At 65.0% G+C, this 17,641-nt stretch carries 16 protein-coding genes; 9 read left to right on the forward strand and 7 right to left on the reverse strand.

Annotated elements, in window-relative coordinates; translation table 11 throughout:
• The first annotated feature begins 96 nt into the window (after positions 1-96).
• The 5 genes from LRX77_RS00540 to LRX77_RS00560 all read left to right on the forward strand — a co-directional run bounded on the left by LRX77_RS00540 (position 97) and on the right by LRX77_RS00560 (position 4,489).
• Entirely contained in the window at positions 97-1,035 is a 939-nt protein-coding gene (locus tag LRX77_RS00540; RefSeq protein WP_231831492.1) for an ACP S-malonyltransferase, read from the forward strand.
• Positions 1,036-1,085: 50 nt separating this feature from the next.
• On the forward strand, positions 1,086-2,123 hold the full coding sequence (locus LRX77_RS00545; RefSeq protein ID WP_231830898.1) for a beta-ketoacyl-ACP synthase III: 1,038 nt from the start codon (positions 1,086-1,088) through the stop codon (positions 2,121-2,123).
• Positions 2,124-2,191: 68 nt separating this feature from the next.
• Complete coding sequence (locus LRX77_RS00550; protein ID WP_231830899.1) at positions 2,192-2,440, forward strand: acyl carrier protein; 249 nt, start codon at positions 2,192-2,194, stop codon at positions 2,438-2,440.
• A gap of 135 nt (positions 2,441-2,575) precedes the next feature.
• Positions 2,576-3,817: a beta-ketoacyl-[acyl-carrier-protein] synthase family protein gene (locus LRX77_RS00555; RefSeq protein ID WP_231830900.1), complete on the forward strand. Its 1,242-nt coding sequence runs from the start codon at positions 2,576-2,578 to the stop codon at positions 3,815-3,817.
• 123 nt (positions 3,818-3,940) lie between these two features.
• Positions 3,941-4,489 (forward strand): PadR family transcriptional regulator, encoded by a 549-nt coding sequence (locus LRX77_RS00560; RefSeq protein WP_231830901.1) that lies wholly within the window; start codon positions 3,941-3,943, stop codon positions 4,487-4,489.
• Between the two features lie 58 nt (positions 4,490-4,547).
• Here LRX77_RS00560 and LRX77_RS00565 read toward each other — a convergent pair whose 3' ends face one another.
• The 4 genes from LRX77_RS00565 to LRX77_RS00580 all read right to left on the reverse strand — a co-directional run bounded on the left by LRX77_RS00565 (position 4,548) and on the right by LRX77_RS00580 (position 6,748).
• Positions 4,548-5,147, reverse strand: coding sequence for a DUF4241 domain-containing protein (locus LRX77_RS00565; RefSeq protein ID WP_231830902.1), 600 nt, complete (start codon positions 5,145-5,147; stop codon positions 4,548-4,550).
• Positions 5,141-5,677: a T6SS immunity protein Tdi1 domain-containing protein gene (locus LRX77_RS10450; RefSeq protein WP_231830903.1), complete on the reverse strand. Its 537-nt coding sequence runs from the start codon at positions 5,675-5,677 to the stop codon at positions 5,141-5,143. The genes LRX77_RS00565 and LRX77_RS10450 overlap by 7 nt, the downstream gene beginning before the upstream one ends.
• A 196-nt stretch (positions 5,678-5,873) precedes the next feature.
• Positions 5,874-6,332: an RNA 2'-phosphotransferase gene (locus LRX77_RS00575; protein WP_331716119.1), complete on the reverse strand. Its 459-nt coding sequence runs from the start codon at positions 6,330-6,332 to the stop codon at positions 5,874-5,876.
• Between the two features lie 89 nt (positions 6,333-6,421).
• Positions 6,422-6,748, reverse strand: coding sequence for a hypothetical protein (locus LRX77_RS00580; RefSeq protein ID WP_231830905.1), 327 nt, complete (start codon positions 6,746-6,748; stop codon positions 6,422-6,424).
• Between the two features lie 39 nt (positions 6,749-6,787).
• Between LRX77_RS00580 and LRX77_RS00585 the strand changes: the two genes are divergently transcribed.
• A protein-coding gene (locus LRX77_RS00585; RefSeq protein WP_231830906.1) for an IS3 family transposase occupies positions 6,788-7,959 on the forward strand; the annotation gives its coding sequence in 2 pieces (ribosomal slippage) (positions 6,788-7,067 and positions 7,067-7,959; 1,173 coding nt in all).
• A 715-nt stretch (positions 7,960-8,674) separates the two neighbouring features.
• Here LRX77_RS00585 and LRX77_RS00590 read toward each other — a convergent pair.
• The 3 genes from LRX77_RS00590 to LRX77_RS00600 all read right to left on the reverse strand — a co-directional run bounded on the left by LRX77_RS00590 (position 8,675) and on the right by LRX77_RS00600 (position 11,762).
• Entirely contained in the window at positions 8,675-10,747 is a 2,073-nt protein-coding gene (locus LRX77_RS00590; RefSeq protein ID WP_231830907.1) for a hypothetical protein, read from the reverse strand.
• A gap of 287 nt (positions 10,748-11,034) precedes the next feature.
• The gene (locus LRX77_RS00595) at positions 11,035-11,331 is read right to left on the reverse strand and encodes a WXG100 family type VII secretion target (protein WP_158031288.1); all 297 of its coding nucleotides are present in this window, start codon (positions 11,329-11,331) and stop codon (positions 11,035-11,037) included.
• Between the two features lie 134 nt (positions 11,332-11,465).
• Positions 11,466-11,762, reverse strand: a complete 297-nt coding sequence (locus LRX77_RS00600; RefSeq protein WP_158031287.1) for a WXG100 family type VII secretion target — start codon at positions 11,760-11,762, stop codon at positions 11,466-11,468.
• A 128-nt stretch (positions 11,763-11,890) separates the two neighbouring features.
• Here LRX77_RS00600 and LRX77_RS00605 point away from each other — a divergent pair, with 128 nt between their 5' ends.
• The 3 genes from LRX77_RS00605 to LRX77_RS00615 are packed head-to-tail and all read left to right on the forward strand — an operon-like array spanning position 11,891 to position 17,575.
• Positions 11,891-16,396 carry an FtsK/SpoIIIE domain-containing protein gene (locus LRX77_RS00605; protein ID WP_231830908.1) on the forward strand — a complete coding sequence of 1,502 codons (4,506 nt, stop codon included), beginning with the start codon at positions 11,891-11,893 and terminating at the stop codon, positions 16,394-16,396.
• Positions 16,393-16,998 (forward strand): hypothetical protein, encoded by a 606-nt coding sequence (locus LRX77_RS00610; RefSeq protein ID WP_158031285.1) that lies wholly within the window; start codon positions 16,393-16,395, stop codon positions 16,996-16,998. Before LRX77_RS00605 ends, LRX77_RS00610 begins: the two co-directional genes overlap by 4 nt.
• Positions 16,991-17,575 (forward strand): FHA domain-containing protein, encoded by a 585-nt coding sequence (locus LRX77_RS00615; RefSeq protein ID WP_158031284.1) that lies wholly within the window; start codon positions 16,991-16,993, stop codon positions 17,573-17,575. Before LRX77_RS00610 ends, LRX77_RS00615 begins: the two co-directional genes overlap by 8 nt.
• Positions 17,576-17,641: the final 66 nt, after the last annotated feature.

A 17,641-nucleotide genomic window follows, 5' to 3' on the forward strand; every position in this document is an offset into this window, starting at 1 on the left:
GTGCCGCCCTTTATGCAGTTCCACTAAAGTGATTCAAACCTTTTCGTGCGGAGTCTCCACACGGCACTGGGGTATGCGTCGACGATGATGGAAATGATGATTCTTCTCGCCTGCCCTGGACAGGGCTCACAGAAGCCCGGCTTTCTGACGCCGTGGCTCGAACGTCCCGAACTTCGCGAACTGGCCGAACAGCTCTCGTCGGCGACCGGCATCGATCTCATCGAAGCTGGAACCGTCTCTGACGCCGATGCCATTCGCGACACCGCGATCGCACAGCCGCTCATCGTGGCGGCCGGTCTGATCAGCGCGCAGGCGCTCACCGCCGAACTCGCCGCGCGCGGGGTCGATTCCGCACCGTTCGGCTACGCCGGGCACTCCGTCGGCGAGATCACCGCTGCGGCGCTGGCTGGAGTGTTCACAGCAGAGACCGCCGCTCGTCTCGTGCGAGAGCGCAGCCAGGCGATGGCGCAGGCTGCAGCCGCGACCCCGACCACGATGGCGGCCGTGATCGGCGGCGATCGCACCGAGGTGCTCGCTCGCCTCGATGCGCTCGGGCTGACCGCCGCGAACTTCAACAGCGCGGCTCAGCTGGTGGCCGCTGGGTCGGTGGATGCCGTGGCGCAGCTCGTCGAAGAGCCGCCGGCCCGCACCCGGGTGATTCCGCTCTCGGTCGCCGGAGCCTTCCACACCGCCTACATGCAGTCAGCGCGTGAGCACCTGCTGAGCGTGCGCGACACCTTCGGCACCAGCGACCCCGCCGGGCCGCTCTGGACCAACGCCGACGGCACCATCGTGCCCGACGGGCAGCGCTACCTCGACCTGCTGATCAGCCAGGTCGCCTCGCCCGTGCACTGGGACGCCGATCAGGCCTCTTTCGTCGAGAACGGCGTGACGGCGATGGTCGAGCTGCTGCCCGGGGGCACCCTCGTGGGGCTGGCGAAGCGCGAGCTGCGCGGTCTGCCGACCAAGGCGATCGTGACTCCCGACGATCTGGCTCCAGCAGCCGACCTCATCGCCGACCACCTCGACGACTGATCACCGCAACTGCAGAACACGAAGTGAGGAACACGGCATTGAGCACAGTCATGCGCACCGCTGAAGGGGCCAAGTACGCTCGCATCCGCGGCATCGGAGCAGCTCGCGGCGACCAGGTCGTCACGAACGACGATCTCGTCGAGGCCATCGAGTCGTCGGACGAGTGGATCCGCCAGCGCACTGGCATCATCGACCGTCGCCGCGCCTCTGATGAGATCAGCCTGAGCGATCTCACGCTCGCCGCCTCGAAGCAGGCCATCGAGCATGCCGGCATCGACCCGACCGACATCGATGCGGTCATCGTCGCCACCGTGACGCATCCGTATCAGACACCGTCACTGGCCGCCTGGCTCGCCGAGCAGATCGGCTCGACCCCGGCAGCCGCCTATGACATCTCGGCCGCCTGCGCCGGCTACTGCTACGGCATCGGGCAGGCCGACGCGCTGGTTCGCAGCGGCCTCGCGCACAACGTGCTGGTGGTCGGTGCTGAGAAGCTCAGCGACATCATCGATCCGACCGACCGCTCAATCTCTTTCCTGCTCGGCGACGGCGCCGGCGCTGCGGTGGTCGGTCCCAGCGAGACTCCGGGCATCTCGCCGACGGTGTGGGGCTCAGACGGCTCGCACTGGAAGACCATCCACATGACCAACTCGCTGCTCGAGTACCGCGACGGTGCCGCATACGGCGAGGCGACCGGCTTCGGCGAGCACGACGGCGATCAGATCAACCGCTGGCCGACCCTGCGCCAAGAGGGGCGCACAGTCTTTCGCTGGGCGGTCTGGGACATGGCGAAGATCGCCCGCCAGGCGATCGAGGCCGCCGGGCTCACCCCCGACGACATCGACGTGTTCATTCCGCACCAGGCGAACATGCGTATCATCGATGAGTTCGCCAAACAGCTGAAGCTGCCCGAGCGTGTGGTCATCGCGCGCGACATCGCCCACAGCGGCAACACCTCGGCGGCGTCGATCCCGATCGCGACACGTGCGCTGATCGACGCCGGTGAGGTGAAGAGCGGCGACCTCGCCCTTGAGATCGGCTTCGGTGCGGGGCTCGTCTACGGCGCACAGGTCGTGGCACTCCCCTAGCTTCAACAGGCGACATTCGCAGACAGGCCGCCCGACCGGGCGGCCGTCACACACAGAAGGAGAAGAAAATGGCACACACTCAGGATGAGGTTCTCAAGGGCCTGGCCGAGCTGATCAACGAGGAGACCGGCGTTCCCGCTGAGAACGTCGAGATGGGCAAGTCGTTCACCGACGACCTCGACATCGACTCGATCTCGCTGACCACCATCGTCGTGAACGCCGAAGACAAGTTCGACGTGAAGATTCCGGACGAAGAGATCGAGAACCTGAAGACCGTCGGCGACGCCGTCACCTTCATCGTCAACGCCAGCAAGTAGGCTCGGCTGACGCCGGCCGTCACCACAGGTGCAACGGCCGCCCACTCGCGGCGCCGGCGACGCGCATCCGCACCCAGACGCGTCGCCGCGCCCGCCGCCAGCATTCCCCACAGACATCTGAGACACGGAGAGACCATGAACAAGAAGATCGTCGTCACAGGCATGGGCACGACCAATCCGCTCGGCGGAGACGTCGCCTCGACCTGGCAGGCGCTGCTCAACGGTGAATCCGGAGTCTCGACCATCGACCAGCCCTGGGTCGAGAAGTTCGACCTGCCGGTGCGCTTCGCCGGTCAGGCCAAGGTGCGCCCTTCAGAGGTGCTCACCCCTGTCGAGGTCAAGCGCAACGATCCGTCGACGCAGCTCGCGATCGTCGCAGCGCGGGAGGCCTGGCAGGACGCCGGCGCACCCGAGGTCGATCCGACCCGCTTGGGCGTCGACTTCGCCACCGGCATCGGCGGCGTGTGGACGCTGTTCGATTCCTATGACGCGCTGCGGGAGCGCGGCCCTCGCCGCGTGATGCCGCTGACCGTGCCGATGCTGATGGCCAACGCCTCAGCCGCGGCCATCTCGCTGGAGTTCCAGGCTCAGGCCTTCGCCCGCACCGTGCTCTCGGCGTGCGCATCGTCGGTCGAGTCGATCGTCAACGCCTATGACCACCTGCAGCAGGGCTACGCAGACGTGGTCATCGCCGGTGGCACCGAGTCGACGATCCATCCCCTGCCGCTCGCCGCGTTCGCATCGATGCGCGCGCTGAGCAAGAGCAACGACGACCCGCAGCATGCCTCGCGGCCGCTCGACGTGAACCGCAACGGCTTCGTCATGGGCGAGGGTGCCGCGGTGCTCGTTCTCGAGAGCGAAGAGCATGCCCTGGCTCGAGGTGCGCATATCTACGCCGAGATCACCGGTGGTGCCGTCACCGCCGATTCGTACCACATCACTTCGCCCGACCCCGAGGGGCTGGGCGCGGCTCGCGCCGTTCGGGCGACTCTCGAGCACTCGGGCGAGACTCCCGAGGGCGTCAGCCACATCAACCTGCACGCGACCTCGACACCGGTCGGCGATCCTGCCGAGTACAAGGCTCTGCACGCCGTGCTGGGCGATGCGCTCGACAGCATTCCCGTTGCCGCGACGAAGGGCAACACCGGGCACCTGCTCGGCGGCACCGGAGCACTCGAGACGGTGTTCACCATCAAGGCGGTGCAGGATCGGGTCACTCCCCCGCTCATCAACCTCGACGAGCAGGATCCCGAGACGCCGTTCTTCGCACCGACGGGCGCACCTCATCAGCTCCCCGACGAAGGCCAGCTGTTCGCGATCTCGAACTCGTTCGGATTCGGCGGGCACAATGCCGTCGTCGGCGTGCGCAGCGTCTGATCGCCCACATGGAGTGAGCACCGGGCGGCCGTGCGCCGTCGCCGGTCTGTGTACTGACAGCCTGTGTCACAGCAGGAACGCCGCACTCACCCGGTATCATTGACTGCTGGATGAGGAGGAGACATGGTCGTACGCTTCGGCATCCTCGGCATCCTTGCTGAGTCGCCCTGTTACGGCACGCAGCTGCGCAGTGAGCTGCTGCGGCGCACGGCGGGCCTGATGGATGTCAACGCCGGGCAGATCTACTCGACTCTCGACCGTCTCGGCCGAGACCACCTCGTGCAGCAGTTCGGTGCGCCTCAGAACGGCCGGGTGCTCTACGAGCCCACCGATGCCGGTCGTGAGGCCTTCGCCCGATGGCTCGAATCGGTGGATGACGGGGCCTCGGCGATCGACACCATTCGCAAAGTGTCGCTCGCCCTCTCGCTGCCCTCGGTCGACGGCCGGGCCGTCGCAGAACGTCATCTCGCGGCCTGCCTGCAGCGTTCGACCGCACCGCTTGATGGCCTGCCAGAGCCGATCACCAGCATGGTCTGGTTGGGGTATCACAGCATGCTCAATGCTGAGACGAACTGGCTGCGTCAGGTCATTCAGCAGGCGGCACGCACGCCCACGGCGTTCCCGATCGATCAGGAGCGCCCGCGGCGCGGTCGGCCGCCCAAGCGCGTCTGAGCGCACGCTGTGTGGTGCGTTCTGCTGTGGGGTCGCCGGTGGTGGCGGGTTCTGGTGCTCAGCGGTAGAGGATGTTGCCGATGGTGCGTGCGGTGCCGAAGTCGACGGCCACGGCTGTGGCTGTACCTGTGGAGTCTCGGCCGACGAACAGCGGGTACACGCCGTCACCATATCCAGCGGTGAGGCTGACGACATGGCCGTGCGGCGTGGTCGTCACGAGCGTGCCGAAGTCATCCGTGGTCGAAGAATCGATCACGGCCTCCACCAGGTCGGTATCGGCCTGCAGCGCACGAACCGCGGCTACAGTGCCGAACCCGATCACGCCAGCATCCACTGATACACCAACCGGCACCTTCTCACTGGTCAACGCGTCTTCCCAGACCAACTCGTCGATGGTGGCGTTCTCATGCACGGCCACGGCCACGGCTGGCACGCTGCCGCCGACCACGTGCACGACATAGTCGCCCGCAGCGAGATCTGCCTCGACCTCGGGCGCATGCACATCTGCAAGCACGTCACAGACACACAGCCCCTGCCCGGCAGGCACAGCGAACCGGCCCGCGACCATGCGAGTGCCGTGCCCGGCAGCCAGCCGGCCGTCACCGGCGAACCCCTCACCGAGCACACGTGTCACCACAGCAGCAGGGCTTCTCACCATTTCGCAGGCCCCGCGAACTGGGCGATGATCAGCAGATGCGTGCGCATATCGAGGCGCTCCAGATGCGAGACGTCTTCAGGCCCGCCGGCCGCGAGAATCGGCACATACCCGAAGCACTCGTCAACCCCCGGAACACCCAACCGCTCCGCCGCCTCAGGAAACGGCGACCACCCCAACTGCTCTTCCGAAACTGCCCAAGAAGGCTCGTCACGAAGTCCCTTTGTAAAGTAGTCAACATCCTTAGCGGTCAGGGTGCGGATCTCACCATGCCTGTAGTCAATGACCAACAGATGCCCGCGCCCATCGGCCTCGAGTTGCCAGGCGAGGACGTCGCCCATGCCAGTGGTTGCGACAGGGATCACATCTCCCAGGGTCTGCGCGGTCTGGGCGACCAGCTCGCCCCACCCGTCCAACGGGTCGATCAGTCGCAGAAACCCGTCAAAGGCGACACCTTGCCCATAGCCTTCCCACCACTGCAACACACCGGGCGGCAGCACCTTGCGAAATCGACGCCTGGCCTTCTTCGACACCGCCACCCCTGACGGCACGAACCCTGGCAACACGTACTGAGCATCTACAGGCAATTCTCTGCTATCCCTTCACCACGCCGAAACGCACATCCAAAAACGAATGCTGCGCCTGCCACTGGGTCAAGTCTTCCATCTGCTCTGCCACGTGAGCATCCACACGCTCAATATTCGGCAGACCATGATTTCCGGGCCGTGGTCAGGAGTCGGCGGCGATGCAATCTGCGGGTACGTAATCGGTGAGAATGACGCTATCGGACCCGTTCCTGAACTGCACGCCGTGGCCTGCCGCACGTGCAGTGTCGATGCGCAAGAGGACCGGTCGCTGGGCGTGGCGTCGTCCCACGATCATGGCCTGTTCTGCGCTGGTGGCCAAATGCACGAACTGGCGTCCCATCGGCTTCAGGCCTTCCCGAAGAATGTGCCCCCACGCCTCAGGCGACGTCGCGTGGAACAGCACCGGAGGTGGTGTCGAGACGACAACGTGATCGACGACCGTCGACAACGAATGCCCGTACGCGCCACGGATCCGATCCCCGCTGATCTCCAGACGAGTCTTCGTCTGATGGGCGACCAGTTCGCGCACCGTGGAATCTTCCACACCGGTGAAACCTACTCGGCCGATAGCAGCGACCACGTCAGACAGCTTCGCCCACACCTAGTCGTCGAGCACGAGCCCGAACTCGCCGGGCACATGCCTCAGCGCCTGCGTCAGCAGCTGAGACAGGCGCAGCCGGTTCACCCCGCTCATGACCGCCTCCACCACCTGCGGCGGCGCGGCGGCGCCTTCCACGCCTCGTCGTACAACGGGACATCCCACTCCAGATACCGGTCATCATCCGCGACGAACAACGCATGCAACTGCTCCGCACGCTCCAACCACGCCGCATAATTCGGCCAATGCCCCCGATACTCCCACCCCGGATCACAAAACGTATGAATCACCAACACCGCCGGATCGCCCGACAAATCAGCACCATCAAAACAAAACACATCATCAGTACCATTCATGACCGCAAATGGAACCAACGCACGGTACGGAAACGGGTGTGCTGTGGGTTTGGTTGACTCCAAGGTTGTGTGTCTTTCGGGGCATACGGAAGGATGTTGATCATGCCGAAGAAGTACACGGACGAGTTCAAGAAGGACGCTGCCGGGCTGGTGGAGTCGGGGATGTCGCAGAAGCAGGTGTGTGCTGACCTGGGGGTCTCGAAGTCTGCCCTGCAATCCTGGGTCGCGAAGGCTCAGTACGCGACGCACGGGCTGCCGACGAGTGGGGACGCGGAGACGATGAGAGCGTCCGCGCAGGCGTTGAAACGCATTCGTGAGCTGGAGATGGAGAACGAGGTGCTGCGTCGCGCGGCGGCGTATCTGTCGCAGGCGAATCTCAAGTTCCCAAAATGATCTACCCGCTCGTCCAGGAGCTGGCCGTGACCGGTACCCGCTTGCGGGTGCCGGTCACGGTGACGTGCCGGGTATTGAAGATCACGAAGCAGGGCTACTTCAAATGGCTGGCTGTAGGAGTGTCGCAGCGTGATTGGGACGATGCCCATCTGGCCAATCAAGCTTTCGATATGCACCAGGAGGACCCGGAGTACGGGTATCGGCAGATCGCCTGGGAGCTGGAGGCCACCGGTGCGACCAGCGCATCAGAGCGGCGGATCTGGCGGGTGTGCTCTGAGAACGGGATCCGGTCGGTCATCGTCGGTACCGGCAGGCGCACAGGCTCGTGGGGTCCGCCGACGGCCGAGGCCCAAGTCCGGCGAGACTTCACCGCTGACGGCCCGAACCAGTTGTGGTTGACCGACATCACCGAGCACTGGACGCGCGAAGGCAAGCTCTACCTCTGCACGCTCAAAGACGTGTTCTCCAACCGGATCGTGGGCTACTCCATCGACTCTAGAATGAAAGCCAGCCTCGCTGTCGCAGCACTCACCGACGCGATCAATCGGCGATCCCCCGCGCCCGGTCTGATCGTCCATAGCGATAGAGGCAGTCAATTTCGGGCACGGAAATTTCGTCGCGTTCTCGACTCCAACGGGCTGGCGCAGTCGATGGGTGCGGTCGGGACCTGCGCGGACAACGCCGCCATGGAATCGTTCTTCAACCTCGTGCAGACCAACGTTCTCGACCGCAAGAAATGGGCCACCAGACAAGAGCTCCGCCTCGCGCTGGTCCGCTGGATCAACGGCACCTACAACAGACGACGCAGACAACGAGCACTCGGAAAACTCACCCCACTCGAATACGAGATAACCTATCAACCCACTGCACAAGCAGCATAAGGAAAACAGTCAACCAAAGCTGCAGCAGACCCTTTCTCCCACCAAGAGTCCGCGGGGATCGCACTGTCGGTCGCGGCCTGCAGACGCCCGGCCGTGGTGTGTGCGTCTTCTTGGTACGACTGCTTGGCCGAGGCCACCAAACGCCTCGCCGCGTCCAGGCGGGATTGCGCGTCACCGACCTGGGTCGACGCCGACCCGACACGGCCTGCGGCGTCTTGCTGCTGCCGGTACAGTGAGCGCACCACAGACCCCGACGGCACACTCAACCCCCGACGGCACCTGATCAGCCTGCGCCGCCACCGCAGCAGCCAGACCCTGATCAGCTGTCGAGACCGTGCTCATCCCAGCGCACCACCCGCACGCAAGAACTCAACCCCCAAATACACCTGCCCCGCACTCAGCACGAGGACGAATGGGACGGCTAGTAGCATGGCCAGCAGGAGGATAGGTAAGGGCCAATGGCGACCCCTATGTACATCCTTCTGCGCCCCCCGCCACAGCTGCCACAGCACGAATGGGGATATCAGCAGGACCAGCAGTGGGGCGCCTCCGCGGAAGTGGCGCATCCCGCCCGAAATGGTGGTTGTCAGTGGCACCTGTGTGGGCACGTAGATCACGACGGCAACGGACACCAGGAAGCAGATGAGCGTGACCCACCACACGATCCTCGGCCAGACGGGTTGGCGTTGGTCGGGTTGCTTCACTTCCTCCGCCATCACTGGGGGTCTCCAGGAGCACCTTCTTCAGACGGTGGGGGTGGTGCAGGAGCGGGTTCAGGGTCCGGGCTGACATCCTTCTGGGCCACCTGGTCGATGACGTACTTGATCGCGTCGACACCGAGGCCCGCGTGCTCGCCTGCATAGGCCGCAGCCACGTGCGCACCAAAGGAAGGCACACCGGACGCGAGATCTTCAGCACCCGGGAACTTGGCCAAGGCCGCACCACCAAGCGCATCCAGAAGGCCTTGTTGCACCGTATACGGGTCGTCGGAATCGTCCAGACCAGCCTGCACCAGACCACCAGCGACTTCCGCAGCAGCAGGAACACCGTATTCCACAAAGTCCTTCACAAACTCAGACTTGTCTTGGAGTGGTTTGGCGAGGTGTCCGCCTTGTGCTCCGGCTGCTCCTGCGACGGCTCCGCCGGCGGCTGCGGCTGCGGCTCCTTGGACGGACCAGTCCTGCTGATCAGTCGTGGCGAGATAGACGCCGGTGTTGCCCACCGCGCCGAACGCCCCATTCGAGACCGCTGACATGCCCATCTGCCCCCACTCCACTGACTGGCGGCTGCTCCCGCCATCACCAGGCACGCTACCACCAACACCACCCGATCCACCGGGTTCATCACCGCCAGGCCCGTCTCCACCGCGTCTGCCCGTGCTGTCGCCAGGGCCACCGTCGCTCGTGCCGTCGCCGCTGGTGCTGCCGCTGTCGCCAGGGGTGTCGCCGTGCCCGTCGGTGTCACTGTGGGCCGACGTGTTCTCGGGCTTCTCGGAGCGTGCGGCAGGCGCATCCCCGGCGTGCGGTGTGTCCGGGGCCGCCGGAGCGTGTGCCGGGTCTGGTGTGCCCGCCTGTGGCGTGTCACCGCGGGGCATGTCGCCGTGAAGTGTGTCGCCGCGCGGCGAAGAATGGGTGCCGTCATGGCCTGCGGGCGAGCCTGCGTCAGAACCCCCGGACGCCGAATGCCTGCCAGCACCAGTGCTCGTGCCAGTGCCGGTGTCTGGGGTGGTGGCCTGTCTGGTGTGTGCTCCGTCGTGGAGGTCGCCGGTGATCCGTGATGTTGAGCGCTCGGCGTCGGCGCCGGCGTGTGCCAACGAGGGCCGCCCACTCGCGCGGGCCACCAGATCCGTGACGTTGTCGATCGCGCGCTTGCCCGAGGCGAGCACGCCCTGATAGATCGGGTCGCTGCGAACCGACCGTTTCGCACCATCCCACGCACGCTGCGACGCGGCAGACACCCGGTCACCCGCACGCTGGGCGGCACTCCACGCCTTCTTCGACCCGGACACAACAGCGTCTGCGGCGTGGGTCGCGACCTGCCCGACACGACCAGACGCGGAAGCCACCCTGCCCGCGCCACGAGCGATCGCCCCGACACCCTTTGCCAGGGCCTTGCCGCCCTTGGCGATCGCCCCGCCCGGGATGAAGTTCAGCCCCATCGCCAGCAGGAACTGCCCGGTCGACATGTTGCCCTTCGCGTACTCCGCGATATCGTCAGCCGTCAACAACGCCCCAGCACCGAACGCGATACCGGCAGCGATCCACCCCGCAGGCCCCGACAGGAACAGCCCCGCTACCGCAGCGACCACGACCACGACCGTCGCGACCGTGACCAGCACTTTCCACGCATCCGAGTTGGTGAGTTTCTCCCACCAAGAGTCCGCGGGGATCGCACTGTCGGTCGCGGCCTGCAGACGCCCGGCCGTGGTGTGTGCGTCTTCTTGGTACGACTGCTTGGCCGAGGCCACCAAACGCCTGGCCGCGTCCAGGCGGGATTGCGCGTCACCGACCTGGGTCGACGCCGACCCGACACGGCCTGCGGCGTCTTGCTGCTGCCGGTACAGTGAGCGCACCACAGACCCCGACGGCACACTCAACCCAGCAGGCACCTGACCGGCGGGTGCAGATCCCCACTGCTGGAATACCCTGTTCTGCTGCGAGTACTCGGCCTGCGCAGACTGCTGAGCAGACTGCGCGGAGGCCAGCGAGGCCTGCGCCGAGGCGAGATCAGCCTGCGCCGCAACAGCGGAAGCCAGACCTTGGTCGGCCGTTGACTGGTGAGACTCCATCACTGACGCCCACCAGTTCAACGCGTCACGGGCCTGTGAGAACGAATCCCGCACCCGCCAAACCTGATCCGGGAAATCCCCGAGCTTGTCACGAAACACATCACCGGCCTGACCAACCCACACGCCAGAACCCGAAGCCGAGCGTACCTGCTCGAGCGTGGCCTGCACATCAGCGGCCACTGACGCTACCCGATCCCACCGCGACGCCAACCCCCGCACACCAAACGCATCACCCGGGGTCGGGTCCCCCGACTGGTCAGCCGGCGACCAATCACTGAACCTGCCCATCACATGCCCCCGCCGCTGGTCTGCGTGGTCAGTGAGGCTGCGATCTGCTGGTCGGTGTCTTGGTATGACGTGGCCGAGTCGGAGAGCATGCCAGACAGAGAGTCGATGTTCGTGTCGATCTTCTCGGTGACTTCACCCCAGTGGGAATCGAACTCACCAGCTGCTGCACCGACCTGCCCGTCACCGAGGGCGCCGTGGTCTATGCCGCCGCCGAAACCGTGCAGTCGATTCGACGTGCCACGCATCTGCCCGGCCAGGCCTGTCAGCGCACTGATGTCTACCTGAAGATCAGGCATATGTGTCTCCCCCTCGACCAGAGAACTATGAGTCTGCGGCCACGACCTGCCAGCTGCGTGTTCGACCGGTCAGGCGTGGCATCGGTGCATAGGCGCTGCGGCCCGCACACCGGTATGAGCTGCTACTGCGCGGCTCAGTTGCCGAGTGATGAGGCCAGCGAAGAATCAGTCTGCTGGAACTGGTCAGCAGCGCGGGTGAGGAACTGGGAAAGCCCGTCGAGGCCGTGCAGCACATTTCTTGTTCCGGTGTCGAATTCGGTGTATGAAGCACCGAACGCCCCTGAGGCGGTGTCAGTGACGAACCCTTCTTCGATGAGGTTGTCAACCAGGTTCTTCAGCTGTGTGAGCTGGTCTTCGAGCTGGCCCTTGCCTGTGGTGAGCTGGCTTGCGACAGTGCTGAGCTCGTCATAGGTGACCTTGACATTTGCCATGGGGATTCCCCTCCAGTGTTCTCCCGTGCACCGATCTGGGCACACGGGAACCTTATCGCCGCGTGGCCTTCCCGCACAACTGAGTATTCGCAACGTTACGTATTGTTCACCGAAGCACCAGTAGTCTGGTGTCGTTCGTTTTCAAGCAGAAACTCGGGGGCCCGATGCGTGTGCTGGTGAGTGTGCTGGACGTCGCCGCCGGTGCGAGTTCGACGGTCTTTCTGGATGTCGAGGCAGAGTCTTCGGTCGCAGCCATTGTGCCGACTCTGCTCAACGTCACGGCGAGTGAGGCGTCGCCCGATCAGGTGCAAGTCGCTGTGGACGGCGTTGTCTTCCCTCCCGATGCCGTTTTGGGCGAGACCGGGTTGCACGAGGGGTCGTGGGTGTCGCTCCTGGGCATCGCGGACAGGCCTCAGCCCGGGCCCACGATCCCTGATGCGGGTGTGCAGGTGCGTGTGGTCTCCGGCATTGGAGCTGGCCGTGTTCATTATTTGACTGCAGGCTTTCTCGTATTGGGTGCCGACGCTGGGGCGCATGTACGCACTCGACAACAGGGTGTTTTCGGGTGTGACGTGGTCTTGGTCGTCGAAGGCCATGGGAGCGTGGCTGCGATACCACAGGGTGCCTCTTCTGCGGCGACGCTGTGGGGAGCCCCGCTTTCCGAGCGCACAGTGCTTGCGTGGGGTGATCAGCTCTCCTACGACGATGTGGTCGTCGAGGTGCAGCCGGCGGGTGTTGAGCGCGCTGCTGTGGACTATGTACCCGAGCGTGGTGTCGCTGCGTTCAACAGGCCGCCGAGAATCGTGCCTCCTGCTGTCGAGGGAAGGTTTCGTCTGCCGCCTCGGCCGCAGGAGGAGTCGAAACGCTCGATCCCGTGGCTGACAGCGCTGCTGCCACTGGTCATGGGAGTCACCATGGCTCTGGTGTATCAGCGGGCAACGATGCTGCTGTTCGGTCTGTTCTCGCCACTGATGCTGGTGGGCAACTGGTTTGCCTCGAAACGGTCAGGGCGGGCGCAGTACCAGAAACGTCTGGGCGAGTACGAGCATGATCGCACCGAGATCGAGGCCGACACCTTGACAGCTGTCGCCGCGGATCGACGGTTGCGACACGACAGGTTTCCTGATCCCGCGGCCGTGTCAGTGATCGCCGCTGGGCCGACGCCACGACTGTGGGAGCGGCGTCCGAGAGACACTGACTATCTGCAGTTGCGGGTCGGTACGCAGACCGCACCATCTGTCGTGAGTCTGGACGACCCCGAACAGCTTGAGCATAGGCGTACCAAGCATTGGGATGTGCAGGATGCCCCGGTGACGGTTTCGTTGGCTGATGTCGGGGTTGTCGGGGTCTCTGGCGATGAGAGCGCGGACGCCATGATCGCCTGGTGGCTGGCGCAGGTCGCAGTACTGCATTCTCCACGCGACACGCAGTTGTATCTCTTGGCCGCTCCGGAACCGGGTGACCGCGGGGCTGTGACACGGTGGGGAACGACCCGGTGGCTGCCTTCGCTGCGCCCTGCTCTCGGCCAGCCCGTGATGCGCACGGTGGGCTTCGGGGCCACGGACATCGCGGCACGCATCGCCGAACTGATCTCGCTGATCGATCAGCGGCACGAGGCCGCAGGCACTCAGCGCACGTCACCAGTCGGCTTCGGGTCGACGGTGGTGGTGTTCATCGCCGACGCGCACAGGCTGCGCACGATGCCGGGCCTGCTCAGGGTGTTGCGCGACGGCCCTGCTGTCGGGGTGTTCTGCGTGTGTACAGAGACGGATCCCAGGCTGCTGCCAGAAGAGTGCCAGACTGTCGTCGACTGCCGTCGTGCTCGCGTGCGAGTGCAGCGGCAGGCGGAGGAGACACTGGTCGACGTGCGACAGGATCTCGTGGATGGCGCTTGGACCGATTTCACCTGCCGTGCTGTGGCCGGTGTCGAGGATGTCAGCCCGAGCGTGACGGATTCGGCCGTGCCCGACTCGTCAAGGCTGCTGGACGTGCTCGATCTCGATACTCCGACCAGCCAGGCAGTCGCCGCGAGGTGGGCGCTGGATCCGGCTTCGACATCGGCTGTGATCGGAGAGTCCTTGGACGGCCCGTTTGCCATCGACATTCGAGCGGACGGCCCCCACGGCCTGATCGCAGGCACGACCGGTTCGGGAAAGTCCGAGCTGCTGCAGACGATCGTGGCCTCACTCGCCGTCGCAAACACACCAGACTGGATGACCTTTGTGCTCGTCGACTACAAGGGGGGAGCTGCGTTCAAGGACTGCGTGGGTCTGCCTCACACGGTCGGCATGGTCACCGACCTGGACTCCCACCTGGTGGAGCGTGCCCTGGCCTCCCTCGGTGCCGAGTTGGCGTTCCGGGAGCGGGTGCTCTCCGGCGCTGGTGCGAAAGACCTCGAAGACTATGTGGAGCAGAGGGAGCGTCAGCAGTCGCTGCCGGTGCTGCCGCGACTGCTGATCGTCATCGACGAGTTCGCCTCTCTGGTGCGTGAACTCCCGGATTTCGTCGACGGTCTCGTGAACATCGCCCAGCGTGGACGCTCTCTCGGCATTCACCTGCTGCTCGCCACCCAGCGGCCCAGCGGAGTCATCTCACCGGCGATTCGGGCCAACACGAACTTGCGCATCGCCCTGCGTGTGACAGACTCTGCGGAATCCACTGACGTCATCGATGCAGATGACGCTGCGCAGATCTCCAAAGCTACCCCTGGGCGAGCTTTCGCGAGACTCGGATCGACTTCGTTGGTGCCCTTTCAATCGGGTCGTGTCGGAGGTCGGCGACCGGTGCATGGCGACTCCGGGCCGACCGAGCCGTTGATCACCACCATTGGCCTCGACGATCTTGCCGCGCCGTCGCCCGTGCGAAGGCGCGCCGATGACGGTAGGGACGCGGGGTCTGCAACCGATCTTGCCGACCTTGTGGGAGCAATCAGTGAGGCGTGGCAGGCGCTGGAGGGCCGCGCGCCCCGCCGTCCATGGCTGCCAGCACTGCCCCAGATCGTCACCCTCGACCAAATCCAGCCTCCATCTGGACGCCACTCGGGTACGGGCGCTGCGGGGACTTCACCCGCAGGATTCGCACTCTCAGACCAGCCGGATCAGCAGCAGCAGAGCACAGAGACCATCGACTTCGCCGACTTCGCCCACCTGTTCATCGTCGGTGCCCCTCGTTCGGGGAGAACGACCGCACTGCGCACCATCGCTGCGTCGGTGAGTGCGCGATTCCCCTCGAATCGCGTACACCTCCACGCCATTGACTGTGGCGCTGGCGGGCTCGCTGCCCTGCGAGCTCTGCCCAATGTGGGCTCGGTCATTGCCCGCCTTGAGACTGATGGCATGGTGCGATTGCTGGCCCGCGTGCAAGAGACGATTCGTCAGCGGCAACGACTGCTGACCAGTGTCGGAGTCGCCAACCTCACCGAGCTTGAACAGCTCGACCTCGGCGAGGCACCGCCGCGACTGATGATGCTCATCGACGGGTGGGAGGCATTCACCGCGATGTTCGCCGACGTCAACGCCGGACAGGTCGTCGAGGCCGTGCACACGATGCTGCGCGAAGCGGCATCCGTCGGTGTGCACTTCGTCATCGCCGGCGACCGACAGCTGCTGGTCGGACGGACTGCGGCGCTCACCGACCGTAAGATCCTGCTCAACCTCACCGACCGTAACGACTACGGATTCGCCGGCCTCACCCCACGCAAAATGCCGGAGTCCATTCCTCCGGGGCGGGCCTTCACCGCAGGGGATGGCACCGAACTGCAGATCGCGCTCGTCAGCGCCGACGCATCCTCAAGGGCGCAGGCAGACGCCGTCTCCGCACTCGCCACCAGGCTCGCAGACCGGGACCGCAGCATCCCGAGCGACCAGCGCCCCCACGCCGTGCGGCTCATGCCAGAAAGCCTGACCTGGCAGCAGCTCATCGACGAGGCAGACGGCCTGGCCGGGCTGCCACTCGGGCTCGGCGGTCAAGACGTCACCGTGCAGCAGTTCTCCCCGGAGCTCACCCCGACTCTGCTGGTGGCCGGGCCTGCCCGATCGGGCCGCACCAACACACTGCGCACCATCGCTGCGGCCGCTGCAGCACGGGGATGGCAGTTGACGGTGATCACACCACGCAGCAACGCGCTTACCGACCACGCTGCAGCGCTTGGCGCCACGGTGTTGACCGACCCTGCCACGATCACCGAGGAGTCGCTCACACCGCTGATCGACGACGCGCACCATCTGCTGCTCGTCGACGACGTGGAACTCACCCGCGACATGCCTGCCGAGGCGTGGCTCAAACAGATCATCCCGACCCTGATCGACCACCAGGCGGCGATCGTCATCGCCGGCACCCTCGCAGACGTCGCGACCGGGTTCAGCTCATGGAGAGTGGACATCAGAAAGAACCAGCAGGGCATTCTGCTCGACCCGCAGCAGCTGACCGATGGCGACCTCATCGGCACACGCATCACCCGAGCAGAGATCAACGCCGACACACCGGCAGGGCGCGGCTGGGCCAACCTCGCCGGCACCGGACTGCGCCCCGTGCAGATCCCCCTGGCCCCAGCGTCCACGGCCAACACCGAGAACACTGAACAGGCACACCGAACGGCAGCAGGCCACACGCCCGGCAGAGAGGCACACTCATGACCGAATTCGCCATCACGATCCCTTCCGACTGGAGCGAACTCGACGTGCGCCCGAACACCAGAGACGCGTCGATCACCGCACTCGTAGCAAAACGCATCGACGAGAACCCCGAACTACGACCGCTGCGCGCAGACCTCACCAGATACCTGCGCACCACCGCGAGACAGGCATGGGATGCCGGAGCCCGATACTGCGCATGCTTCGCCATACCCGCAGACGGCGCACTGATCCCAGGCTCAGTCACCGTCTCATCACTGCCAAGACCACCGAGAACACCCGGCACAGACGCCGAGACTGCCATCATCACCCAGATTCAAAGCATCAAAGACACCGAAGACTCACCCGACACCCCACTGACGCTCTCGACCGCCGTCCTGCCCAAAGCAGGCCTCGCACCACGCCTCACCGGAATCCGAGACATGCTCATCGACCACGACCACACAATCGTGCGCAGCCTCATCATGCAGACCTTCGTACCCGCAGGCGACCAGATCGCACTGATCAGCTGCGCCTCGCCCGCCCTCGACCTCGCAGACCCGCTCACCGAACTGTTCGACACCGTCACCGCCACACTCGAGCTCACCGAGACCGCAGATGCGTAAACGCCACACTCCCAAGAAGACCGGGCAAAACCTCGTCACAGCTGTTACATCCAATGCGCCCATCGGCACCGGGCATTTCGATCTGAGAGCGCTCGAAGCCGCCTATGGCACCAGCACACACGTCACCACCCCCTACACCCTGCCTCGGCGTTCACAAGACATCGTCAGCGCACCCCCACGAATCCCCGCCGCACCTGGCCGCACCTCGCCCCCGCCGCGCCTCTCGCAGACCAGCGCACCCAGGGCGCACGAAAACAGGTGGAAGCTGATCATCTCGAATCACACCGAACACACCATCACCAGCCCCACCATCATCGGACGCCGCCCCGATCAGACCTCCCCCTCGCAGCACACCATCACAATCGACGACCCACAGCACATCATCTCCCGCAACCACGTCGAAATCGCACCAACGACGGACGGCAGACTCTGGGCAGCCGACCTCGATTCAGGAAACGGCACCTACCTCACACACGACGGCCACACCACACGCCTACACCCACACACACGCACCATCATCACCACCGGCGACACCCTGCGCATCGGCCCCCACAGCATCCACATCAGCGCCGCCTAACCCGGCACCGCGCACATCATCATCATGACTTCACCGCATGACTTCACCCGCCTCGAAATCGGGACT

The organism is Pseudoclavibacter sp. 13-3, assembly GCF_021168475.1.
In the GTDB taxonomy this organism is placed as follows: Bacteria; Actinomycetota; Actinomycetes; order Actinomycetales; family Microbacteriaceae; genus Pseudoclavibacter_A.